Annotated in this window: 20 protein-coding genes; 6 read left to right on the top strand and 14 right to left on the bottom strand. The window is 58.3% G+C overall.

Features of this window, described 5'->3' with window-relative positions; translation table 11 throughout:
- Positions 1-96: 96 nt before the first annotated feature.
- From phoH to putP, 5 genes are all read right to left on the bottom strand, one after another.
- The gene (gene phoH / locus J0X03_RS09350) at positions 97-885 is read right to left on the bottom strand and encodes a phosphate starvation-inducible protein PhoH (RefSeq protein ID WP_015378226.1); all 789 of its coding nucleotides are present in this window, start codon (positions 883-885) and stop codon (positions 97-99) included.
- A gap of 718 nt (positions 886-1,603) precedes the next feature.
- A complete protein-coding gene (gene efeB, locus J0X03_RS09345) occupies positions 1,604-2,902 on the bottom strand; it encodes an iron uptake transporter deferrochelatase/peroxidase subunit (protein WP_160204377.1) in 1,299 nt (432 codons plus the stop codon).
- An 11-nt stretch (positions 2,903-2,913) separates the two neighbouring features.
- Complete coding sequence (efeO, locus tag J0X03_RS09340) at positions 2,914-4,050, bottom strand: iron uptake system protein EfeO (RefSeq protein WP_033643491.1); 1,137 nt, start codon at positions 4,048-4,050, stop codon at positions 2,914-2,916.
- A gap of 20 nt (positions 4,051-4,070) precedes the next feature.
- Positions 4,071-4,916, bottom strand: a complete 846-nt coding sequence (gene efeU / locus J0X03_RS09335) for an iron uptake transporter permease EfeU (protein WP_033643493.1) — start codon at positions 4,914-4,916, stop codon at positions 4,071-4,073.
- A 245-nt stretch (positions 4,917-5,161) separates the two neighbouring features.
- A complete protein-coding gene (gene putP / locus J0X03_RS09330; protein ID WP_033643494.1) occupies positions 5,162-6,646 on the bottom strand; it encodes a sodium/proline symporter PutP in 1,485 nt (494 codons plus the stop codon).
- A gap of 571 nt (positions 6,647-7,217) precedes the next feature.
- Here putP and putA point away from each other — a divergent pair.
- The gene (putA, locus tag J0X03_RS09325) at positions 7,218-11,189 is read left to right on the top strand and encodes a trifunctional transcriptional regulator/proline dehydrogenase/L-glutamate gamma-semialdehyde dehydrogenase (RefSeq protein WP_046896608.1); all 3,972 of its coding nucleotides are present in this window, start codon (positions 7,218-7,220) and stop codon (positions 11,187-11,189) included.
- 324 nt (positions 11,190-11,513) lie between these two features.
- On the opposite strand, the gene tcyN is transcribed toward putA, so the two are convergent.
- From tcyN to J0X03_RS09290, 7 genes are all read right to left on the bottom strand, one after another.
- The gene (gene tcyN, locus J0X03_RS09320; RefSeq protein WP_160204378.1) at positions 11,514-12,266 is read right to left on the bottom strand and encodes an L-cystine ABC transporter ATP-binding protein TcyN; all 753 of its coding nucleotides are present in this window, start codon (positions 12,264-12,266) and stop codon (positions 11,514-11,516) included.
- 3 nt (positions 12,267-12,269) lie between these two features.
- Positions 12,270-12,932, bottom strand: coding sequence for a cystine ABC transporter permease (gene tcyL, locus J0X03_RS09315; RefSeq protein WP_025303237.1), 663 nt, complete (start codon positions 12,930-12,932; stop codon positions 12,270-12,272).
- The gene (tcyJ, locus tag J0X03_RS09310) at positions 12,932-13,732 is read right to left on the bottom strand and encodes a cystine ABC transporter substrate-binding protein (protein ID WP_089197172.1); all 801 of its coding nucleotides are present in this window, start codon (positions 13,730-13,732) and stop codon (positions 12,932-12,934) included. The genes tcyL and tcyJ overlap by 1 nt, the downstream gene beginning before the upstream one ends.
- Before the next feature lie 115 nt (positions 13,733-13,847).
- Positions 13,848-14,840 carry a D-cysteine desulfhydrase gene (locus J0X03_RS09305; RefSeq protein WP_033643500.1) on the bottom strand — a complete coding sequence of 331 codons (993 nt, stop codon included), beginning with the start codon at positions 14,838-14,840 and terminating at the stop codon, positions 13,848-13,850.
- Positions 14,841-14,964: 124 nt separating this feature from the next.
- Positions 14,965-15,474 (bottom strand): flagella biosynthesis regulatory protein FliZ, encoded by a 510-nt coding sequence (gene fliZ, locus J0X03_RS09300; protein ID WP_033643501.1) that lies wholly within the window; start codon positions 15,472-15,474, stop codon positions 14,965-14,967.
- Between the two features lie 56 nt (positions 15,475-15,530).
- Positions 15,531-16,253, bottom strand: a complete 723-nt coding sequence (locus J0X03_RS09295) for an RNA polymerase sigma factor FliA (RefSeq protein WP_004934752.1) — start codon at positions 16,251-16,253, stop codon at positions 15,531-15,533.
- A gap of 182 nt (positions 16,254-16,435) precedes the next feature.
- Positions 16,436-17,503: a flagellin FliC gene (locus tag J0X03_RS09290; RefSeq protein ID WP_033643502.1), complete on the bottom strand. Its 1,068-nt coding sequence runs from the start codon at positions 17,501-17,503 to the stop codon at positions 16,436-16,438.
- 281 nt (positions 17,504-17,784) lie between these two features.
- Here J0X03_RS09290 and fliD point away from each other — a divergent pair, with 281 nt between their 5' ends.
- The 4 genes from fliD to J0X03_RS09270 all read left to right on the top strand — a co-directional run bounded on the left by fliD (position 17,785) and on the right by J0X03_RS09270 (position 21,159).
- The gene (fliD, locus tag J0X03_RS09285; RefSeq protein WP_033643503.1) at positions 17,785-19,185 is read left to right on the top strand and encodes a flagellar filament capping protein FliD; all 1,401 of its coding nucleotides are present in this window, start codon (positions 17,785-17,787) and stop codon (positions 19,183-19,185) included.
- A gap of 26 nt (positions 19,186-19,211) precedes the next feature.
- On the top strand, positions 19,212-19,622 hold the full coding sequence (gene fliS / locus J0X03_RS09280; RefSeq protein WP_004934758.1) for a flagellar export chaperone FliS: 411 nt from the start codon (positions 19,212-19,214) through the stop codon (positions 19,620-19,622).
- Positions 19,622-19,990, top strand: coding sequence for a flagella biosynthesis regulatory protein FliT (fliT, locus tag J0X03_RS09275; RefSeq protein WP_033643504.1), 369 nt, complete (start codon positions 19,622-19,624; stop codon positions 19,988-19,990). The genes fliS and fliT overlap by 1 nt, the downstream gene beginning before the upstream one ends.
- A 308-nt stretch (positions 19,991-20,298) precedes the next feature.
- Entirely contained in the window at positions 20,299-21,159 is an 861-nt protein-coding gene (locus J0X03_RS09270) for a helix-turn-helix transcriptional regulator (RefSeq protein ID WP_033643505.1), read from the top strand.
- Positions 21,160-21,635: 476 nt separating this feature from the next.
- Here J0X03_RS09270 and J0X03_RS09265 read toward each other — a convergent pair whose 3' ends face one another.
- Positions 21,636-22,565: a LysR family transcriptional regulator gene (locus J0X03_RS09265; RefSeq protein ID WP_160204379.1), complete on the bottom strand. Its 930-nt coding sequence runs from the start codon at positions 22,563-22,565 to the stop codon at positions 21,636-21,638.
- Between the two features lie 129 nt (positions 22,566-22,694).
- Between J0X03_RS09265 and J0X03_RS09260 the strand changes: the two genes are divergently transcribed.
- Positions 22,695-23,294: an FMN-dependent NADH-azoreductase gene (locus J0X03_RS09260; protein ID WP_129992981.1), complete on the top strand. Its 600-nt coding sequence runs from the start codon at positions 22,695-22,697 to the stop codon at positions 23,292-23,294.
- Positions 23,295-23,462: 168 nt separating this feature from the next.
- Here the strand turns inward: J0X03_RS09260 and J0X03_RS09255 are convergent, their stop codons facing one another.
- On the bottom strand, positions 23,463-23,663 hold the full coding sequence (locus J0X03_RS09255; RefSeq protein ID WP_046687331.1) for a hypothetical protein: 201 nt from the start codon (positions 23,661-23,663) through the stop codon (positions 23,463-23,465).
- Positions 23,664-23,668 lie beyond the last annotated feature (5 nt).

Genomic DNA, 23,668 nt, shown 5'->3' with positions numbered 1-23,668 from the left:
TAATTTACACAAAGGTTAAACGAGAGCGGAAACGAGAGCGGAAATGGGGGGTGATAAAAAAAGGCCGCCGAAGCGGCCTTTCCATTAGCGGATAGGTTAACTGTAAGCGTTGAGCGTGCGCTGGCACAAAGCGGAGCGCACGCAGTCCTGTTTTTCAAAGCGGATAACGCCGATCATCTCGTCCTCTTCGAAGCGCTCCAGGGCATCGCTGAGACCGGATTTCACGCCGCGCGGCAGGTCGCACTGGGTCACGTCGCCGTTAACGATAACCGTCACGTTTTCCCCCAGGCGGGTCAGGAACATTTTCATCTGGCTGGCGGTCACGTTCTGGGCTTCATCCAGGATAACGACCGCATTTTCGAAGGTGCGTCCGCGCATATAAGCGAACGGCGCAATCTCTACCTTGCCGATTTCCGGGCGCAGGCAGTACTGCATAAAGGAAGATCCTAAACGACGTACCAGAATGTCATACACCGGGCGGAAATAAGGGGCGAACTTCTCGGAGATATCCCCCGGCAAGAAACCGAGGTCTTCATCCGCCTGCAAAACAGGACGGGTAACGATAATCCGATCCACCTCTTTATGGATCAGCGCCTCCGCCGCCTTGGCGGCGCTGATGAATGTTTTGCCACAGCCGGCTTCGCCGGTGGCGAAGATCAGCTGCTTATTCTCTATGGCTGATAAGTAATGACCCTGAGCTTCGGTTCTAGCCTCGATGGGTGAGCTATCGCGCTTGTCTCGCGCCATGCCGATAGACTCGACTCCCCCCATTTGCACCAGCGAGGTCACAGACTCTTCTTCCAGCTGGCGATGACTACGAGCGTCACGACGAATAACGCGTTTCGCTTCACGACGTGCTTTGATCACTGCTTTCTGTCTACCCATAGTGGCACCTTACAGTTTGTTTCACCTACCGCAACGGCCAGGCCGTGCGATTATGTTTCACACACGTATTAGGTTTTGGCCTCCTCCGAGCCAATAAGAGCCAAGGGACAATGTGAATTGACGGCAACGTTTAAGCGCCGTTGCTTCACGGGACAACGCGGACTGCATCAATAAACGTGGAGTAAAAAGTGGTGAGATTCGGTAGCGATAAGAGTGCGGAGTTGCCGGTAAAAGAGAGTCGGAGAGAGAACCCTCGTTACAACGAGAAATCAGGGGAGATGTGTTATTTTTTCTTTCCAGCCCAACCAAGGACTTTACCATTAGCGATCCCCGCAGTGATATTTACAGCTTCAAGCTGTGCACCGTGTGAAAACTACCGCCAGATGATTACAGTATAATGACATTCAATCCTGTCGCGTTACTAAAATGTAAAAAAATTTTATATGTTTGGTTTTTAGTTATCGCTAAAACACTATATCACGCGCGACACGTCATTCCATAAAAATTTTTAACATATAAATTTCAACGAATTACAATTAAAAACCGCGAATGACACTTTGGTTTCTTGATTAAATTTTGCACAACCAAAAGTCGGCGTGCCCTTCAGATTTTTTAATCCGCAGGCGACGGATTGAATTGAACTCCGTCGCTTAATGTCCCGCACAATAGGCAAGTCAACGTAAAACGAGGCAGGCGAGCCCGCCTCGTCATTGCGGGTTCAGGCCTTGAGCAGGCCGCTGGCCAAATAATCGCCGCGTTCTTTCACGCCCGGCAGCACGAAGAAATACCCGCCGCCAATCGGCTTGATGTATTCCTCCAGCGCTTCGCCGTTCAGCCTTTTTTGCACCGTCAGGAAACCTTTCTCCAGATCGGCCTGATAGCAGACGAACAGCAGCCCCATTTCCAGCTGGCCGGCATTGGATACCCCCAGTGAATAGCTGTAGCCGCGTCGCAGCATCAGATTGCTTTGGCTTTCCGGCGTGCGTGGGTTAGCCAAGCGAATGTGCGCGTCCATCGGGATCACCTTGCCGTCGGGATCGTTCGCGTAATTCGGCTCGTCATGTTCATGCTTCATGCCCAGCGGCGCGCCGCTGTGCTTCTCGCGGCCGAAAATGGTTTCCTGCTCCTGCAGCGGCGTGCGATCCCAAAACTCGACGCGGAAACGAATAATACGCGCCGCCTGATAGCTGCCGCCCGCCGTCCACGCCGGTTCACCGACGCTGTCGCCGACCCACACCACTTTATCCATCAGCGGCTTGTCGTCGGTTTTCGGGTTAGCGGTGCCGTCTTTGAACCCCAACAGGTTGATCGGCGTCTCTTTGCCTTTGCTGCGCGCCGCGTGCGCGGAGATAAACCCTTCCCGCTTCCAGCGCACGCTGAGCAGATCCGGCGAATGCTTAATGATGTCGCGCAGCGCGTGGAGAGCGGTTTCGTTGGTGTTGGCGCAGATCTGCAGCAGCAGGTCGCCGTGGCAAAGCGCGGCGTCCAGTGCATCGTTGGGGAAGCGCGTCATCTTCTGCAACCGCAGCGGTTTGTGCGCCTGTAGACCAAAACGTTCGTCGAACAGCGATGCGCCAACCGAGACGGTGATGGTCAGGTTGTCCGGGTAAATCTCCGGCCCCATGATGCCGGAATCGAGCGGCGGCAGCTTGGCGTCCACCTCCGGCGCCTTGCCACCGTGGGTCAGGAAAGCGATGCGATCGGTCAGCAGCCGGAACAGGCGCTCCAGGCCCGTCTTGTCGGTCGCCAGCACGTCGAACGCCACCAGCATCATCGCCGCCTGTTGCGGGGTCAGCACCCCGGCCTGATGGCGGCCATAAAACGGCTGTTTCTGCCAGCGCTCATCCTGCGGCGTCGCCAACGGCTCCGCCGCGTTACCAGCCGCCTGCGCCAGGCGGCTGCCGCCCAACGCCAGCGCGCCCAGCCCCAGCCCTTGCAGCAAACGGCGCCGCGAAGGCGACGCCGCTCCCTGAGAGTGCGGATGCGGCCCGTTATTCGGGCCTGCCTTGTTGCTCATAACCGTATGCCTCAGTCCAGACCCAATACGCCGCGCAGTTGGGAAAGATCTTCCGCCAACGTGGTGATCGGCCCTTTCAACGCATTGCGATCGGCATCGGTCAGCTTCTCATAGGACTCATAGCCGTCTTTGGTTTGGTACTTCGCCAAGATGGTGTCCACGGTTTTGAAGTTGGCGTCGATCTTGTCCAGCAGCGGCTTATTGGCCTTGACCAGCAAAGGACGCAGCAGGTTGACTATCTTCTGCGCGCCGTCGACGTTGGCCTGGAAATCCCACAAATCGGTGCGGCTGTAGCGGTCTTCTTCACCGCTGATTTTGCTGGCCGCCACCTCTTCGATCAGCCCGGCGGCGCCGCCCACCACTTTGCTCGGCGGGAAGGTCAGTTCACTCACGCGCTTTTGCAGTTCTACGGTGTCGTGATACAGACGATCGGCATATTTACCCATGTCTTTGGTTGAGTTGTCGGCAAACAGCGCCTTCTCCAGACGGTGGAAACCGGTGAAGTTCGGATCCGCCGATTTCTTCTCGTAGTCGTCTTCGCGGGCGTCGATGCTGCCGTCCAGATCGGAGAACAGCTCGGCGATCGGCTCGATGCGCTCATAGTGCTGGCGGGTCGGCGCATACAGCTTGCGCGCTTGTTCCACGTTGCCGGCCTTCACCGCGTCGGTAAACAGCTTGGTCTGTTTCACCAACCCATCGACTTCTTTGGTGACGTAAACCTTGTATTCGGCAATCGGGCCGACCAGGTCCAGCGCGTTCGGCTTGCCGTCGGTGGCGCCGTTGGCCGCTGCGGTGACAGTCAGTTTGCCTTTCGGGTTGCTGAGCAGCCCGCAGGTCATGTCATATTCGCCCGCCTCCAGCGTGGCGGTCATTTTCTGGGTAAAGCCCGGCGCGATGTTCTCACGCTCTTCCACCACCATCACCCCTTTCAGGATTTCCCATTCGACGTTTTTCTGGCTGGTGTTGTGCACCACAAACTGCGTCTTGCCGGCCGGCACCGTCAGCTGCATCGGTTCGCACTGCTTGTCGTTGACCGTGACCTTGACCTGCGGCACGTCCGCCGCCAAGGCGTCGATGCTCAGCGCAAACGCCGGGATAGCCAGTAATGCTGCGTGCAACGCCTTGCGGCGAAATAACGGAGTAGACATACGAGATTCCCTATTAAACATTAATGATTGATTTTACGTTGCGCCGGGGCCGCTGCCGGCTCCGCGCGCTGCGGCAGAAAGAAGAAAATCAGCGCCGGGATCAAATACAGGAAGTAGACCGCCACTTCGCTGACCGTCGGCGCTTCCTGATAACCGAGGATGCCTTCCAGCAGGGTGCCGAACAGCGAATGGGTCGACAGGGTGCTGCTGAAATCGAAGGCGATGTCCTGAAAGTGGTTCCACAGACCGGCTTCGTGGAAGGCGCGGATCGCCCCGGCGGCCAGCCCGGCGGCGACGAACAGAATGAACAGGCTGGTCCATTTGAAGAATTTGGCCAGATGCAGCTTCACCCCGCCCCAGTAAATCATCATGCCCAGCACAATGGCGGCGACCAGGCCGAGCACCGCACCGATCGGCGCTGCGGCGCCCACGTCTTGCTGAAACGCCGCCAGCAGGAAGAATACCGACTCCAACCCTTCGCGAGCGACGGCGAAGAACACCATCGCCACCAGCGCCCACCCCTGCCCTTTACCGGCGCTGAGCGCCTGATCGATCGCCCCTTCCAGATGTACCTTGACCGACCTGGAGACTTTGCGCATCCAGAACACCATATAGGTGAGGATCAGCACCGCCACCACCGCCACGATGCCTTCGAACAGCTCCTGCTGTTTCTGCGGGAACTCGCCGGTGGTCTCATTGATGAAGATGCCGAGCGCCAGACACAGCGCCGCCGCGACAATCACGCCGATCCACACCGCGCCCAGCCATTGGCTGCGCTGCGTGCGCTTCAGGTAGCTGGCGATCAGGCTGACGATCAGCGCGGCCTCCAGCCCCTCACGGAACATGATAAGAAAGGGAACGAACATAACTAATCACCCCTGAAAAGACCGCGGCGGCAGAGAAAACCGGCTCGCAATGAGCCGCGGCGAGTATGTAAAGAAACGTAAAATACAACGAGAGTGATTATCATTCTGCCAAAAAGAAATACAAGAGGCGCAAGCGTGATTTTTTCTAATCAAATGTCGCCAGGTGTTACAGCTGAATGACAGTGGCGAACAGGCAAAAAGAAGGGGCGCTCTGAGCGCCCCTTGCTGACTGACAGTGAACGGCGTTATACCGTTTTGTATTCGGCTTCCGCCTGATCGAAACGTTCGGTCATGGTGGAAGACGGCTGGCGGCCCATCAGGCTCACCACCACAATGGCCAGACAGCCCAGGATGAAGCCCGGGATGATTTCGTACAGGCCCAGCCATTCGTACTGTTTCCAGACGATCACCGTCACCGCGCCGACCAACATGCCGGCCAGCGCGCCGTTGCGGGTCATGCGCGACCACATCACCGAGATCAGCACTACCGGGCCGAAGGCGGCGCCGAAACCGGCCCAGGCGTAGCTCACCAGGCCCAGCACGCGGTTCTCCGGGTTGGCCGCCAGCGCGATGGCGACCAACGCCACCACCAGCACCATGACGCGGCCGACCCACACCAGTTCACGCTGGCTGGCGCCTTTGCGCAGGAACGCTTTGTACAGGTCTTCGGTGATTGCGCTGGAACAGACCAGCAGTTGGCAGCTCAGGGTACTCATAACCGCCGCCAAAATCGCCGACAGCAGCACGCCCGCCACCCATGGGTTGAACAGCAGCATCGCCAGTTCGATGAACACGCGCTCGCCGTTTTGCGACACGTTGCCGGCCTGATCCGGGTTATTGGCAAAGTAAGCGATACCGAAGAAACCGACGGCGATGGTGCCGGCCAGGCACAGGATCATCCAGGTCATGCTGATGCGGCGCGCGCTGCGGATGGTGCGGTGAGAATCCGCCGCCATGAAACGCGCCAGGATGTGCGGCTGGCCGAAGTAGCCCAGGCCCCAACCCAGCAGCGACAGGATGGCGACGAAGTTCAGCCCCTTCAGCATGTCGAGGTTGGCCGGGTTCTGCGCCTGGATCACCAGCATCGAGGTATCGATGCCGCCGACGGCGAAGATCACGATCACCGGGGTCAGGATCAGCGCGAAAATCATCAGGCTGGCCTGCACGGTGTCGGTCCAGCTCACCGCCAGGAAACCGCCGATGAAGGTATACAGGATGGTCGCCGCGGCGCCGGCCCACAGGGCGGTTTCGTAGCTCATGCCGAAGGTACTTTCGAACAGACGCGCGCCGGCCACGATGCCGGAGGCGCAGTAAATGGTGAAGAACACCAGGATGACGATGGCCGAGATCACCCGCAGCAGCTTGCTGTTGTCTTCAAAACGGCTGGTGAAATAATCCGGCAGCGTCAGGGCATTGTTGTTGGCTTCGGTATGCACGCGCAGCCTTCCTGCCACCAGCTTCCAGTTCAGGTAAGCGCCGATGGTCAGGCCGATGGCGATCCAACTTTCGGAGATGCCGGAGAGGAAGATGGCGCCTGGCAGGCCCATCAGCAGCCAGCCGCTCATGTCGGAAGCGCCGGCGGACAGCGCGGTCACCACGCTGCCCAGACTGCGGCCGCCGAGAATATAGTCATCAAAGTTATTGGTTGCCCGGTAGGCAAGCAGGCCGATCAGCACCATCCCGAAAATGTATACCAGGAAGGTCACCAGCATAGGTGTGCTCATTGTCATTTAATTCTCCACTTTCATTATTATTCGCGTTTCGCTCCGGCCAAGCCGGCGCCGGTAAACCCACGCGCAATGCATTTCACTGGCCGCCGCGCCGGAACGTGGCGCAGCCTGCGAGCAAGTGCAGGTAAAATAGTTTCTGCCCGTAATTGTTGACCGTCGGTTATCCTAGATGAGCCTTTCATCAACCAACAAGATATTTAACAACAAAGTTACACAAAGTTTACCCTGCGTCACATTTACCGGGCTCAAAGGTTGCACTCACGACAAGCAAAATGAGTTGCACCCTGCTATTACCCTTATATACCGCAAGGTAAAGCGCCTGCGGCATCATTAACCCCGCCGCGTTCGCTCAATAACGCAACATTCGTGCCAACTGCCCGTGTTAAAAAATCGATGAAACTCACACTTCGCTCATCCGCCTGATTTAACAAGGTTGCACAAAGTTGCAACATGCAGGATATTGTCTGCATTCTTGACACCACACATCTCACGAACCTATCCCAACAGGCTTTCCGGCCTGCTGTTTGTCTAGCCTGATGGGATAGGTTCTAAACACAGGAGTTGGACAGGCATGGGCACTACCACAATGGGCGTGAAACTCGACGAGGCAACACGCGACCGGATCAAGAGCGCCGCGCAGCGCATCGATCGCACGCCGCACTGGCTCATCAAGCAGGCCATCTTTAATTACCTCGAGCGTCTCGAGAGCGGTACCGATATTCCTGAAATTCCAGCGCTGGCCGCAGCGGGCCAGCCTGAAGCGGACGACATTATGCCGCAAGCGCAGGAAGAGTCACACCAGCCATTCCTCGATTTCGCCGAACAAATTCTGCCGCAGTCGGTGACCCGCGCCGCCATCACCGCCGCGTATCGCCGCCCGGAGACCGAAGCGGTGCCGATGTTGCTCGAACAGGCGCGATTACCCGCCGATCTTGCACAGGCTACTCACAAAATGGCCTACGGTATCGCCGAGAAGTTGCGTAACCAAAAAAGTGCAAACGGCCGCGCCGGCATGGTGCAAGGCCTGCTGCAAGAGTTCTCCCTCTCCTCGCAGGAAGGCGTAGCGCTGATGTGCCTCGCGGAAGCGCTGCTGCGCATTCCGGACAAACCGACCCGCGATGCCCTGATCCGCGACAAGATCAGCAACGGCAACTGGCACTCGCACCTGGGGCGCAGCCCGTCGCTGTTCGTCAACGCCGCCACCTGGGGCCTGCTGTTCACCGGCAAGCTGGTGTCGACCCATAACGAAGCCAATCTGTCCCGCTCGCTGAACCGCATTATCAGCAAGAGCGGCGAGCCGCTGATCCGCAAAGGCGTGGACATGGCGATGCGCCTGATGGGCGAACAGTTCGTGACCGGCGAAACCATCGCCGAGGCGCTGGCCAACGCGCGCAAGCTGGAAGAAAAAGGCTTCCGCTACTCCTACGACATGCTGGGGGAAGCCGCCCTGACCGAAGCCGACGCCCAGGCCTACCTGGTTTCCTATCAGCAGGCTATCCACGCCATCGGCAAAGCCTCCAACGGCCGCGGCATCTATGAAGGCCCCGGCATCTCCATCAAGCTGTCCGCCCTGCACCCGCGCTACAGCCGCGCGCAGTACGAACGCGTGATGGAAGAGCTTTACCCGCGCCTGCTGTCGCTGACCCTGCAGGCACGCCAGTACGATATCGGCATCAATATCGACGCCGAAGAGGCCGACCGTCTGGAGATCTCGCTCGATCTGCTCGAGAAGCTGTGCTTCGAACCGCAGTTGGCCGGCTGGAACGGCATCGGCTTCGTGATTCAGGCCTACCAGAAACGCTGTCCGTTCGCCATCGACGCTGTGATCGACATGGCGCAACGCAGCCGCCGTCGCCTGATGATCCGTCTGGTGAAAGGCGCCTACTGGGACAGCGAAATCAAACGCGCCCAGATGGACGGCCTGGAAGGCTACCCGGTATACACCCGCAAGGTGTACACCGACGTTTCCTATCTGGCCTGCGCCCGCAAGCTGCTGTCGGTGCCGAACCTTATCTATCCGCAGTTCGCGACCCACAACGCCCATACGCTGAGCGCCATTTATCACCTGGCCGGCAACAACTACTACCCTGGTCAGTATGAGTTCCAGTGCCTGCACGGCATGGGTGAACCGCTGTACGAACAGGTGGTGGGCAAAGTGGCCGACGGCAAACTGAACCGCCCTTGCCGCATCTACGCGCCGGTCGGCACCCATGAAACGCTGCTGGCTTACCTGGTGCGCCGCCTGCTGGAAAACGGCGCCAATACCTCGTTCGTCAACCGCATCGCCGACGCCACCCTGCCACTCGACGAGCTGGTGGCCGATCCGGTCAGCGCCGTGGAAGCGCTGGCGGCCAGCGAAGGTCAAATTGGCCTGCCGCATCCGCGCATCCCGCTGCCGCGCGAGCTGTACGGCGAGAAGCGCACCAACTCCAGCGGTCTGGATCTGTCCAACGAACAGCGTCTGGCTTCGCTGTCCAGCGCCCTGCTCACCAGCGCCAGCCATCCATGGCGCGCGGAACCGATCATCGACGCCGAGTTGGATCAGGGCGTCGAACAGCCGGTGATCAACCCGGCCGAACCGGGCGATGTGGTCGGCTACGTGCGTGAAGCCACCGAAGGCGAAGTCAGCCGCGCGCTCGACGCCGCCGCGGCCGCCGGCCCAATCTGGTTCGCAACACCGCCGACGGAGCGCGCCGCGATCCTCGAACGCGCCGCCGAGCTGATGGAAAGCCAGCTGCAAAGCCTGCTGGGCATTCTGGTGCGCGAAGCGGGTAAAACCTTCAACAACGCCATCGCCGAAGTGCGTGAAGCGGTCGATTTCCTGCACTACTACGCCGGCCAGGTACGCGACGATTTCGCCAACGACAGCCATCGCCCGCTGGGCCCGGTGGTCTGTATCAGCCCGTGGAACTTCCCGCTGGCGATCTTCACCGGCCAAATCGCCGCCGCGCTGGCGGCGGGCAACAGCGTGCTGGCCAAACCGGCTGAGCAAACGCCGCTGGTGGCCGCGCAGGCGGTGCGTATCCTGCTGGAAGCCGGCATTCCGCAAGGCGTGCTGCAGCTGCTGCCGGGCCAGGGTGAAACCGTCGGCTCAACGCTGGTTAACGACGCCCGCGTCCGCGGCGTGATGTTTACCGGCTCCACCGACGTCGCCGGCATTCTCCAGCGCAGCATCGCCGGTCGTCTGGATCCGCAAGGCCGTCCGACGCCGCTGATCGCCGAAACCGGCGGCCTGAACGCCATGATCGTCGACTCCTCCGCCCTGACCGAACAGGTGGTGACCGACGTGGTGGCCTCCGCCTTCGACAGCGCCGGGCAGCGTTGCTCCGCGCTGCGTATCCTGTGCATTCAGGAAGACGTGGCCGAGCACACGCTGCAAATGCTGCGCGGCGCGATGGCCGAATGCCGCATGGGCAACCCGGAACGCCTGTCCACCGACGTGGGCCCGGTGATCGACGCCGAAGCCAAAACCGGCATCGAACGCCACATCCAGGCAATGCGCGCCAAAGGCCGCAAGGTGTACCAGGCCGCCAAAGGCAGCGCGCAGGATGAGAAAGAGTGGGCGCGCGGCACCTTCATCAAACCGACGCTGATCGAGCTCGACAGCTTCGACGAGCTGCAGAAAGAGATCTTCGGCCCGGTGCTGCACGTGGTGCGCTTCCAGCGCAACAATCTGGACGCGCTGGTCGATCAGATCAACGCCGCCGGTTATGGCCTGACGCTGGGCATTCACACCCGTATCGATGAAACCATCGCCCGGGTGACCGAACGCGCCAAGGTCGGCAACCTGTACGTCAACCGCAACATGGTCGGCGCAGTGGTCGGCGTGCAGCCGTTCGGCGGCGAAGGCCTGTCGGGCACCGGCCCGAAAGCCGGCGGCCCGCTGTACCTGTACCGTCTGCTGGCCAACCGTCCGGACGACGCGCTGCAACGTACGCTGCACCGCCAGGACGAAGAGCGCCCGATGGAAGCCACCGCGCGGCCGCAGCTGCTGGGCGCGCTGCAATCGCTGGAGAAGTGGGCGGTCACCAGCCAACAAGGCGAACTGGCGGCATTGGCGCAACGTTATGCGGAACTGGGCCAGGGCGGCACCGTACGTCCGCTGCCGGGCCCGACCGGCGAGCGCAACACCTATGCCCTGCTGCCGCGTGAACGCGTGCTGTGCCTGGCGGATAACGAAACCGACGCGCTGATCCAGCTGGCCGCCGTGCTGGCGGTTGGCAGCTGCGCGCTGTGGCCGGAAGCGGAACTGCAACGCAATCTGTTCCGCCGCTTGCCGAACGATGTGCAGGCGCGCATCGCCTTCAGCAAAGACTGGCAGCAGGACAAGGTTGAGTTCGACGCCGCCATCTACCACGGCGATGCCGACCAGCTGCGCACCCTGTGCGAGCAGATCGCCCAGCGCGGCGGCGCCATCGTCTCGGTGCAGGGCTTCGCCCACGGTGAAACCAACATCCTGTTGGAACGCCTGCTGATCGAACGTTCCCTGAGCGTCAACACTGCCGCCGCCGGCGGTAACGCCAGCCTGATGACCATCGGTTAACGCATCCTCAAGGCTGCACGCGTTGCAGCCTGATGGGCTTACCGCTAGGCAAACCCTGCACTCGTGCAGGGTTTTTTATTGTCCGCAGGCCGATCGGCCGTTAGCGTCTTGTTATCCTTACAGGGTGGGGCATCGCTCATGGACGATAACAACATAGACGGATTACTCTGCTTGAAAGCCGCGTCAGAGCGCTACGAGACACATTGACTTTCGGGTTCAGTAACATCCGGGATACGGTAGCCGCAGCGGATTTCTCGCCGCCGCCGCGCGAAACGCATTGTTGAAAAAGGAGTGAATGCGAACGGGGGAAGCTCCCCCGCCGTCTTATTGATTCAAGAATTTGTCGAGGAATTGCTGAGTGCGCTGGTGCTGCGGGTTGGCGAACAGCGCTTTGGCCGGGCCCTGTTCAACGATGCGGCCGTGGTCCATAAAGATAACCCGGTCAGCGACGTCGCGGGCAAAGCTCATCTCATGGGTGACGATCACCATGGTCCGTTTCTCTTCCGCCAATGAGCGCATGGTATTGAGCACTTCCCCCACCAGCTCGGGATCGAGCGCCGACGTCGGCTCGTCGAACAAAATCACCTCCGGCTGCATCGCCAGCGCGCGCGCGATAGCCACCCGCTGCTGCTGCCCGCCGGACAGCCGACGCGGATAAGCCGCCTCTTTGCCGCTCAGGCCCACTTTGGCCAGCAACGCGCGGGCGCGCTGTTCCGCGCTGGCTTTCGCCTCGCCCTTGACGACCACCGGCCCTTCGATGATGTTTTCCAACACCGAACGGTGCGGGAACAGGTTGAAGTTCTGGAACACGAAACCGACCTGCTGGCGCAGCGCTCGTACCTGATTTTTCTGTTTGCTCAGCGGCTTGCTGCCGTCGATCAGGATATCGCCGACGCGAATGGTGCCGGAATCCGGCTCCTCCAGCAGGTTGATGCAGCGCAATAAGGTGGTTTTCCCCGAGCCGCTCGGCCCGATGATCGCCACCACTTCGCCGGCGTCCACCGCCAGATCGATCCCATGCAGTACCGTCTGACCCTTGAACTGCTTGGTCAATTGCTTAACTTCAATGGCACTCATGCGCTACTCCTGATCCTGGCGATTAACGTGGGCTTCCAGACGGTTTTGCAGCGCGGAAAGCAGGGTCGCCATCACCCAGTAAATCAGCGATGCCGCCAGGTACATGGTGAACACTTCCAGCGTGCGCGAGGTGATCAGCTGCGCCTGACGGAACAGTTCCGGCACCTGAATGGTGGCGGCCAGCGAGGTGTCTTTCACCAGGCCGATGAAGCTGTTGCCCAGCGGCGGCAAGGCGGTGCGCGCCGCCTGCGGCAGGATCACTCGGCGCAGGGTTTGCCAACGGGTCATGCCGATGCTGGCGGCGGCTTCCCACTGCCCTTTGTCGATCGACGAAATCGCCGCACGCAGCGTTTCCGAGGTGTAGGCGGCGGTATTGAGCGACAGGCCAATCAGCGCCGCCGGGAAAGGATCGAACTCGATGCCGAACTGCGGCAGACCGTAATAGATCATAAACAGCTGGGCGATCAACGGCGTACCGCGGAACAGCGACACGTAGATACGCGACAGCCACGACAGCGGCCAAAGCGGTGAAAGGCGCATCAGCGCCAGCAGAAAACCGAGCAGCAACCCCAACGCCATACCGCCCAGGCTGAGCTGAAGCGTCAGTATTGCGCCCTTCAATAAAAATGGCGCTGAATCCAGCGCCAGTTGAATACTTTCGTGCATTATTTAGTTACGTCCGCGCCAAACCATTTCTCGGAGATCTTCGCCATCGTGCCGTCTTTTTGCATCTCGGCGATCGCCTGGTCAATCGCTGCCAGCAGCTCTGGGTTGTTCTTGCGCAGCGCCACGCCGGATTCCTGGCGAGAGAACGCCGGGCCGGCTACCGCCAGCGTATCGCCGGTTTTCTTCACCAGATCCAGCGCCGCCAGGCGATCCACCAGAATGGCGTTGATGCGGCCAACGCGCAGATCCTGATACTTGGTCGGGTCATCGTCGTAGGTGCGCACGTCCACGCCCTGCACGTTCGCGCGCAGCCATTGCTCATAGTTGGTGCCCAGGCCCACGCCAACCTTCTTGCCCTTCAGGTCTTCCGGCTTGGTGATGGTGCCTTCGTTGCCTTTTTTCACCAGCGCCTGAATACCGGAAACGGTGTACGGGGTGGAGAAGTCATATTTCTTCTTGCGCTCATCGGAGAGCGTGACCTGGTTGATAACCACGTCGATACGTTTCGAGTCCAACGACGCCAGCATGCCGTCCCACTTGGTCGGGTTCAGCTTGGCTTTCACGCCCAGATGTTCCGCCAGCGCGTTGGCGAAATCCACTTCAAAACCGGTCAGCTTGCCGTCTTCACCCTGGAAGCTGAACGGCGGATAGGTGCCTTCCAGCCCGACGATCAGCGTGCCACGCTGTTTCACCTGCTGCAGCAGGTTATCGGCGGCGTAGGTTTGCGTCGTCACACCGGCGGCCAACGCAATACCCACCACGCCCAACAACCATTGACGACGAACTTTCGCAAACATCATAAACACCCCTGTGTGTTATTTATCTTTTTTGATATCAGCACTTTAACAGTGCGACCGCCCGCATAAAGGAATATAACTTTATAAATATAGTTCAAAATGGAATAACAAGCGGCATTTACACCTGCGGATGGTAGGCGAACAGCGCCGGCGCACCGCCGGTGTGAACGAACAGGATGGGCCCTTCGTCGCGGAAACGCCGCTGGGCGATGCCGTCGATCAAACCGGCCATCGCTTTGCCGGTATATACCGGATCCAGCAATACCCCCTCTTGCTGCGCCAGCAGCTGCACCGCCGCCATGCCTTCTTCATTCGGCATGCCGTACTGCGGCGCGAAGTAATCGTCCCACAGCGCGATCGGCGCCAGTTCGTCGATATTCAGCGAACAGGCCAGGGCTTTCTGGATTTGTTCCACCTTCGGCAACTGATCGATCACGGTGCGCGAGACCGTCACGCCGATCAACTCGGTTTCAGGCAGCAGCTGTTGCAGTCCCACCGCCAGCCCGGCGTGGGTGCCTGCGCTGCCGGACGCCACCACCACCGAACTGAACGCCACGTTGCTGCGTTGGCTCTGTTCGGCGATTTCCAATGCGCACTGCACGTATCCCAGCGCGCCCAGCGCATTGGAGCCGCCCACCGGCACCACGTAAGGCCGGAAGCCCTGCGCCTCGAGGCGCGTCGCCAGCTCCGCCAGTTGCTGCTGCGGATCGTGCAGCGCTTCGCACATCACCACTTCGGCGTTGAACAAGCCGAGCAACAGGCGGTTGCCGTTGGTCAGGTAGTTTTCCGCGCGGGTATCGATAGGGTTTTCCAGCAGCGCGACACAGTGCAGGCCCAGTTTCGCCGCCACCGCCGCCGTCTGGCGCACGTGATTGGATTGAATGGCGCCGGCGGTAACCAGCGTATCGGCGCCTTGCCTCAGCGCATCGGCAGCCAGAAACTCAAGCTTTCTCAGCTTGTTGCCGCCCAGGGCCATAGGGGTGACATCGTCACGTTTAAGGTAGATTTCACGGCCGAGATAATCGGAGAGACGGGACAGTTTTTCCAGCGGCGTGGCGACGCCAACCAGATCCAGACGCGGAAATTGCGCCAGTTGTTGTTGCAGGTTCACTACTTCCCCCCAGGGAATCGAGTATCAACATCTGATAACCGATAGATTTAGCAGATGTGAACTGAATAATCATCCTTTATCACGGGGGGATCCGCAGACCCCGGCCCAGCGGCCGGGGAAAATCTCAGTAGCTGCGCTGCCAGGCGAGATACTGATCGTATTTGCGCAGCGCAATGCGGTAGTTGTTGTGCGCTGCGGTAGGCAGATCGTCGATAATGCGCTGATGGCTGGCGCAGTTGGCGAACTTGTCCGCCGGGTAATTACGCGCCACCAGCATTTCGTCCAGCCGGCGCAGCCGCACCACGTACTCGCGAATGGTGCTGTGGCTCATCTCGGTCTGTTCGAACAGATACTGCTTGAACGCCATGATGTCGAAATAGCTCGGGTGGCTGTTGCAGGAAATCTCGCTGCAAAAGCGGCACAGTGCGGTCAGCTCATGCTGCACGTTTTGCCAGACCGCATCGTCGATCGGCTGATCCATGCGCGCGATGGCTTCTTTATTGATTATCTTGCCGCGAAACACCAGCGCCATGCGGTCCAACAATTTACCGCACTGGGAGCAATGGGTCTGGCTGTGCTTGTAATCTTTCAGGTAACGGCTAAGCGGCCGTTTCTTCAACAGTATTCCTGGCATAAGGGGCAGTCCGATTGTCGCATGAGTCATCGAGTTGAGGGGGCGGCAGCCCGCCGTCAGGTATCGTTCGCCAGCCGCGCACGCAGCCGTTTGATCGCCTGACTGTGCAGTTGACTGACGCGGGATTCCCCGACGTCCAGCACGGCGCCGATCTCTTTGAGATTCAACTCTTCCTGGTAATACAGCGTCAGCACCATTTTTTCGCGCTCCGGCAACGCCTCGATGGCGTCGATCACTCGCTGGCGCAGGCTGCCTTCCAACAGGTGATGCAGCGGGTTGGCCTCTTCATGCCCTTCCAGCATCGGTTCCGCGTTTTCGCCATGCTCCTCGCGCCATTCGTCGTAAGAGAAAAGCTGGCTGTTATTGGTGTCCAACAGAATTTGACGGTACTCATCCAGCGAGATATTCAGCGTCTGCGCCACTTCCGTCTCGCTCGCCGGCCGGCCATAACGCTGTTCCAGTTGCCGCATCACCTGCGCGACCTCGCGCGCGTGGCGCCGCACGCTGCGCGGCACCCAGTCGCGGCTGCGCAGCTCGTCGAGCATCGCGCCGCGAATGCGCTGCACCGCATAGGTGGTAAAGGCGGTTCCCTGTAGGGCGTCATAACGCTCAACGGCGTTCAATAACCCGATTCCCCCGGCCTGCAGCAAGTCGTCAAGCTCCACGCTGGCGGGCAACCTGACCTGCAGGCGCAGCGCCTCGTGGCGCACTAACGGGACGTAGCGCAGCCAGAGAGAATTTTTGTCCATCACGCCTTCGGCGGTATACAGATCGCTCACTATGTCTTAAACCTGCGGATAAGAGAGTCAGCGCTATTATGCGTAGGGGGCGAAATGCCAATCGGCTGAACAGTCGCACAAAACGGGCTTTATTTGCGCCATGTAATAACCGCGCGGTGCGCGAGCATAAAAAAACCCCGCCGAAGCGGGGTTTCTTTGCGACAGTTAATCGGGAGAGACGATTAACGCAGCAGGGACAGAACGTTCTGAGTAGACTGGTTAGCCTGTGCCAGAACAGAGGTGCCAGCCTGTTGCAGGATGTTGGCACGGCTCATGTTGGACACTTCGGTCGCGTAGTCAGCATCCTGAATACGGGACTGAGAAGCGGACAGGTTGTTCACGGTGCTGTTCAGGTTGTTGATAACAGAATCGAAACGGTTCTGTACCGCACCCAGGGAAGAACGCAGGCCGTCAACCTGTGCCAGCGCTTTGTCCAGGGTTGCCAGTGGATCTTTAACGTCAGTAACGTCAGCACCCTTGGTTACAACGCCTTTGTCGTCGATTTTCGCAGTAGCGTAGGTTTTTGCGCCAGTCGCTGCATCAGTAGTCTGAATGTAGTAACCTTCTTTACCGTCTTTGTCTTTACCGGAAACCAGAGTCGCTTTCTCTAAAGCGCCACCAGTTTTGGAAGATTCAGCCAGGTCGAAAGCAACATCTTTACCGGTGTCATCTTTAACCATGGCTTTATCGGCAATTGCAGAGCCAATTTTGGTGCCTTTTTCGGTTACATCGAAACCAGTCAGACCCAGTTTGCCAGAATCGATCTTCTGCAGGTCGATATCGATGGTTTCACCGTCGTTAGCGCCAACCTGGATAGTCAGTTTCTGATCGCTGCTCAGCACTTTCACGCCGTTGAAGTCAGTCTGCTCGGAGATACGGTTGATTTCCGACATGCGCTGAGTGATTTCGTCCTGGATGGATTTCAGGTCGCTGGTGGAGTTAGAACCGTTCTGCGCCTGTACGGTCAGACGACGGATGTTCTGCAGGTTGTCGTTAACTTCGTTCAGTGCGCCTTCAGTGGTCTGCGCCAGAGAGATACCGTCGTTGGCGTTACGGGAAGCCTGAGTCAGGCCTTTGATGTTAGCGGTGAAACGGTTGGAGATCGCCTGACCCGCAGCATCGTCTTTCGCGCTGTTGATACGCAGACCGGAAGACAGACGCTCAATCGCAGTGCCCAGAGAAGACTGAGATTTGTTCAGGTTGTTCTGCGCCATCAGAGACAGGCTGTTAGTGTTGATTACTTGTGCCATTGTTTGCTTTCCTTACGAGTCAGTTGCGTTCTTCGCAACACAGTTAAAAGGTTCGGGCTTGTTTGCCCACGGCGTCAACCACCGTCCCCTCAGGTATCGGCCCTCCCCTAACAACCTTTAGAATTTTTTTAATTTTTTTTGCGTCCGCCGCAATGGCGGAAATAACGCGGTTTTTCCCTCTTCTATTGCGCCATCGGTTTTTTGTTTTTTTCGGTAAACTTTTTCATCACTGGGCCGATAACGCGTAAAGCGAATAAAGTCATAATCAAGGAGAATTACCCATGGCAACGATCAGTTCATTAGGTCTCGGCTCAGGACTCGACCTCAATGGCCTGCTGGACAAGCTGACCAAAGCGGAACAACAGCGCCTGACCCCTTACACCACCAAACAATCCAGCTATAAAGCCCAGTTGACCGGTTACGGCACGCTAAAGGGCGCGTTGGAAAAATTCGACAACCTCAGCAAAGAGATGGCGAAAGAGGACTTCTTCAAGGCCACCACCGCCACCGAACATGACGCCTTCAAGATCACCACCAACGCCAAGGCGGTGCCGGGCAACTATGTGGTGGAAGTGAAGAACCTGGCGCAGGCGCAAACCCTGACCACTCAGGCGAAAGTCAGCGACCAGGGCGAAAAATTAGGTAAAGAAGGCATCACCAACCGCTCTCTGACCATCACCGCCGGCAACCCGCCGAAAGAAACCAAAATCCCGCTCAGCGACGATCAAACCTCGCTGGTTGAGATGCGCGACGCCATCAACGGCGCCAAGGCCGGCGTCACCGCCAGCATCATGCGCGTTGGCGACAACGACTACCAGCTGGCGATCAGCTCTTCCACCACCGGCGAAAACAACAAGATCTCCCTCCAGGTCGACAATGACGACAAACTGGGCGATATCCTGAACTACAACGCCACCCGCGGCACCACCACCGCCATGAAGCAGACGGTCGCGCCGCAGGACGCGGAGCTGATGGTGAACGGCACGGCCATCAAACGCAGCACCAACTCGATCAGCGATGCCCTGCAGGGCGTCACCATCGATCTGAAAACCAAAACCAAAACCGATGAACCGCAACACCTGGTGATCAGCACCAACACCGCCGGCACCACCGACAAGATCAAAGAGTGGGTCGACAGCTATAACTCGCTGCTGGACACCTTCAACTCGCTGTCCAAGTTCACCCCGGTGAAAACCGGCGAAGCGCCAAACCCAACCAACGGCCCGCTGCTGGGCGACAACACCCTGCGCGGCATTCAGTCGTCGATCAAAAGCGCGCTGAGCGCCGCCCAGGACAACCCGGAGTTGAAAGGCCTGGGCAACCTCGGCATTTCCACCAACACCAAAACCGGCAAGTTGGAAATCGACAGCGCCAAGCTGAAGAAAGCGATGGATGAGAAGCCGGATCAGGTCAGCAACTTCTTCGTCGGTAACGGCAAAGACACCGGCATGGCCACCGAGATCCACAACGAGATCCAGAGCTACATCAAATCCGGCGGCATCATCGAGAACTCGACCAAAAGCATCAACACTAACCTCGATCGCCTGAACAGCCAGATCACCACGGTCACGGCCAGCATTCAAAACACCATCGATCGTTATAAACAACAGTTCGTTCAGCTGGATACCATGATGTCGAAAATGAACGGCACCAGTAACTATTTGGCTCAACAGTTCAAGTAACCCTTTAACAAGGCAAAGAAAACAGCATGTATAACCGTAGCGGCACTCAGGCCTATGCACAGGTCAGTCTGGAAAGCGGCGCCATGAGCGCCAGCCCGCACCAGTTAATCGTGATGTTGTTCGACGGGGCGCTCAGCGCCCTGCTTCGCGCACGCATCCTGATGAACCAGGGCGATATCGCTGGCAAAGGCATGGCGCTCTCCAAAGCCATCAACATCATCGACAACGGCCTGAAAAGCGGCCTCGATCCTCAGCAGGGCGGCGAGATCGCCGAAAACCTGGCGGCGTTATACGACTATATGAAGCGTCGCCTGATGCAGGCCAATCTGCACAACGACGAAGCGGCGATTGCCGAGGTGGTCAAACTGCTGGAAAACATCGCCGACGCCTGGCGCCAGATCGGCCCCAACTACCAACCTTCGCAGGACGCCGTGTAATGGAACGTCAACAGCAGCTGTTAGCCGCTTATCAACAAATTTACACCCTGAGCAGCCAAATGATCGCGCTGGCGCAAACCGGGCGCTGGGAAGAGCTCGTCGAGCTTGAGTTCGCCTACGTGACGGCGGTGGAAAAAACCGCCGCCTTTACCGGGCAAGCCGGCCCGTCCATGGCGTTGCAGGAGATGTTGCGCAATAAGCTGCAACAGATCCTCGACAACGAAACCGAGCTCAAACGTCTGTTGCAGCAACGGATGGATGAGCTGAAAACGCTTATTGAACAGTCAACGCGCCAAAACGTGGTCAACAACACCTACGGCCAGTTTCATGACCGCGCGCTGCTGCTGGGAGAGCCACAGGTCCGATAAGATCGACAATACTGACGAAAATGGATTAAATAGCACTATGCGCTATTACCCTCGGGTTACGTTAGGATATTAATCTATGGCATTTGAATTATTCAGTTTATGGGTAATTGGTAAAATGCGCGCTTCGAGCCTGGCTCTCACTTTAATGGATAAACATCATCCCGACACGGACGTTTTCTGTTCATCAGGAAATTGATTTTTGATAGATAAAACTCGCCGCTGTGTTTCACGGCCCATGGAAAAATGTTGCTCCAGCGCGGATCAAAGCGTAAAGATATTCCCAGATAATGGCTGCGAAATGAATATCGATGGAACGTACAATTAATCTCTGTCCTGGAATTGGCGCCTCAGCGCACATCATTCAGTATACTGAATTATTATTCCCTTCAGTCTATTTTGAGCAACCACATCTGTATCTGATACAACAAGGCCATAAGCGCGTACGCTGGCAACAACACGAAGTGGTCGCTCATCCCGGCGAGCTGTTGATTATCGACGGCGGGCAAACGGTGGACATTATTAACGGCCCGTCCGAAGACGGCGTATTCAGTTGCCAACTGCTGACCTGCGATCCCCTGTTGCTCACCGTCCAACCTCCGGCCGAGGAAACGCCGGCGGCGATGCCGTTCGATGCCGTCCTGGCGCTGCGCAATCTGCCCTGCGCCCTAAAGCACAGTTTTGAAACCACCGGCCTGGCGCTGACGCTGCGGCAACGCTTTCCCACCATCATTGTGCGGCACAAAATGCTGGAAATTCTGCTGTGGCTGGCCCAATTCGGCATTCGCTTTATTCACAACGAAGCCAAGGATCTGACGCAGCGGGTGCGTCGCTGCCTCGCGACCGATCCGCACAGCATTTGGACGGCGGCCAAAGTCGCGGAGAGCCTGTCGATGAGTGAGGTGATGTTGCGCCGCAAACTGTCGATGGAAAACACCGCGTTGCGCAACCTGATGATCGACGTCCGGATGAGCAGCGCGCTGGCCCTGCTGCAATCGACCGACTGGCCGATTTCCGCCATCGCGCAGCATGTGGGTTATGAAAGCGCGTCGCGTTTCGCCGAACGTTTTCGCAAACGCTTCGGTTTCGCGCCTACCGCCATTCGCGGCCACCAAAGGATTATGGAACCCGGCTCTCAGGGCGTTGAGGCGATGGTCGCCGGAGAAACATAAATAGACGCGCAACAAAATGGCTTTATTTAACACAAGTCCCTAACGGTTGTAACAACGCTGAGATACGCTAAGCCACGTCTATCCGCCGAAAGCGAATTAAACGATGCGCAATGAAAAGCGATTATTTTCTCTGGCAATAATGTTGTTGGGGGTGTGGCTGTTAGCCTTACTGTATGAAGAAGACATGATGCGTTTACTGGCCGCACAATAAAACGGCCAGGTTTTTTATCGCCTGGTCAGACTTCAATCCAGTTTGACCAACACGCCAATTAACGCGACTAACACCGCCAGCATTAAAATACTGATCAGGCGCCATCTGGATTCGCTTTTACTGCTCATTGACCTGCCTCGAATAATAACCCTACTAATAAGGCCATAATAAACGCTCACCGGCACATTCAATAAGCCTGACAGCACAATGTTCGCCCCTCTATTCGGGACATTGCCCCCATTTCCTGTCGGTTGCGACGCGGCGATTACCGCTGCGATAACGGCGGCGGCACAAGCGCCAATTTTGCGGGCAGCTCAGCCACCAGTTTGTCCACCGCCAGCCGCACCTTGAGCGGCTGGTAAGGCATATAGGGCCACACCACGTTGACCGGGAAACTGAGGTTGGACTCACCGCGCATGATCTCCACCAACGTCCCCGCCATCAGCCGCTCGCGCACCAGCCACTCCGGCAGCCAGGCAATGCCGGCGCCGGCGGATATCGCATCGACGATCCCCTGCATATCATCCATCATCATCTTGGCCGGAGGGCTGAACGATTGCAGCTCACCGTTTTCGCCACGCAGCTGCCACGGCAGCACGGCGCCGGCGTGCAGATACCCCACCGCCTGATGCCGGCTTAACGCTACCACCGTGCTCGGCTCGCCGCAGCGCCGCACGTAGTCGGGCGACGCGCACAGGAGCATGCCATGTTCGCCCAGACGTCGGGCAACCAAACTGCCGCTGTCCGCCAGTTCGCCGATGCGCACTGCCAGATCGAATCCCTCGTCGACGAGATCGATCCTGCGGTCGCTGAATGAGATTTCCAGCGTCAGTAACGGATGCTCATTCGCCAGCGCCGTCAACAAGGGCGCAATGCACAGGTGGCCGAACAGCACCGGCACCGAGACTCTGAGCCGGCCGCTGACCTGCATCTTGCCGCTGTCGAGCTGGTTTTCCGCCGCCTGAACGTTCACCAACGCCTGTCGACAGTGTTCATAGTACAGCGCGCCTTCGTCCGTCAGGCTCAGGCTGCGCGTCGTGCGCATAAACAGCATCACGCCCAGCCGCGCCTCCAGACGCGACACGATTTTGCTGACCGCAGAACGCGTCAGATGCAGTTTCTCTGCGGCGGCGGCGAAACTGCCGCCTTCCGCTACGGCAACAAAGGCCGGCAGCGCACTCAGATCGCTTTTCATCTTAATGTTGCCAATATGGAATCAATTAGGTGAAAACCTATCACCACTGGTGAACCTTAAGCAATGATAACCTGCAGTCATTCCGGAGTCCCCGGTGAAAACCACAGATTACCGTCAGAGGACAGCAGCATGAAAAAAATACTGGCTCTCAAATCCAGCATTATGGGAAATAACTCGCAGACCAATAACCTGATTGACCGCTATCTGGCGGCGCGCAAAGCGAAAGGATACGACGATCGGATCGTCGAACACGATCTGACGGCGCTGGATCTGCCGGTGTTGGACGGCGAGCTGTTCAGCGCGCTGCGCGGTGCGGAAAATGTCAGCCCGCGCGCCAAAGCCACGGTGGCGCTCTCCGATCAACTGATTGCCGAACTGAAAGAGAGCGACCTGTTGCTGATCGGGGCGCCGATGTACAACCTCAACGTGCCGACTCAGCTGAAAAACTGGTTCGATCTGGTGGCCCGCGCCCGGATGACCTTCAACTATACCGCCACCTACCCAGTGGGGCTGGTGGAAGGCGTCAATGCGGTGGTCTTCAGTTCACGCGGCGGCATGCACGCCGGGCATCCTACCGACGCCGTAACGCCCTACCTGCGCTCGGTGCTGGGGCTGATGGGGATCGGCGACGTGCAATTCATCTATGCCGAAGGGCTGGACATGAAACCGCACGGCCGCGACCAGGGGCTGGCAAGCGCCCACCAGCGCATCGTGGCGTTAGCAGGCTGAGGCAAACGCACGGCAGCATTGATTTGTTATAATATAACAAATATGATGTTCGCGTTGACGCACCTCGAACGTGCGTCGGCGCTCCTACATCACATAAATGTTTTATCGCACCTTCAGCCAGCTATTTCGATAGCTGGCTTTTTTTGTCCATCGACTGGCGTCACGGCTTCAGTATTGCCGGGCGGCGCGTTTCATTTCACGCTCGCCGGGCGACTGTGTCTTCACCGACAGCGGCGCGACAAACGCCTTCCACTCTTTGCCGGCATCCTGATGAGGCGCCGTTTTTTGCGCCGATGGATAGTCATCATTCTGGCCGGCGCATCCAGACAACGCCATCATGGCCAGAGCAAGGCACAGCGATTTACACATTATCC

The organism is Serratia ureilytica (assembly GCF_017309605.1).
GTDB classification, from domain to species: domain Bacteria; phylum Pseudomonadota; class Gammaproteobacteria; order Enterobacterales; family Enterobacteriaceae; genus Serratia; species Serratia ureilytica.
The sequence above is the reverse complement of the archived record's forward strand: the minus strand, read 5'-3'. Positions and strand labels throughout refer to the sequence as shown.